Consider the following 460-nt stretch of genomic DNA (forward strand, 5'->3'; position numbering starts at 1 on the left):
GTATACACGCGGAGCCGCGAGCTTCAACGCAGACTCGCCAAATACGCCCGCTTCCTCGCAAATCTTCAAGCAAGCCAAGGCGTCGCCGAGCAGTAGCCTTCCGACCGCAAGGTTAGCCGCTGCATCCGAAACTAGTGGGCCGATTTCCTTGCGCCAGAGTCTTTCATCGCGTGGTTCAAAACATTCGCATACGGCTTGCAATGTACGTGCGACCTCTGGGGGCAGGAGCCCCATAGAAGCCAAAAACGGGTCCTTACTGGCGAAATCTGTGGCGATAAATAGAACGTTGGTCCACGTGTAGAAGCCTGCACCATCCGCATGTAAAGCACGGTCAGCATATGTGAGGGACAACGCTCGGTTCCCCGCATCATGAAAGCTAATTGCCATCATCTGCAACGCATCAGCGTTGCCTTCGAACTTCCGTGGCAAATCAGCTTCAGAAAGAAACTGCTTTAGTGCG

Annotated in this window: 1 protein-coding gene; it reads right to left on the reverse strand. The window is 54.1% G+C overall.

Features of this window, described 5'->3' with window-relative positions; all coding sequences use genetic code 11:
* The coding region (locus J5M67_RS28370) for a hypothetical protein (protein ID WP_207888667.1) at nucleotides 1-460 on the reverse strand (460 nt) is incomplete at both ends.

Origin of the sequence: Pseudomonas sp. 30_B (assembly GCF_017491605.1) — a bacterium.
Classification (GTDB): Bacteria; Pseudomonadota; Gammaproteobacteria; order Pseudomonadales; family Pseudomonadaceae; genus Pseudomonas.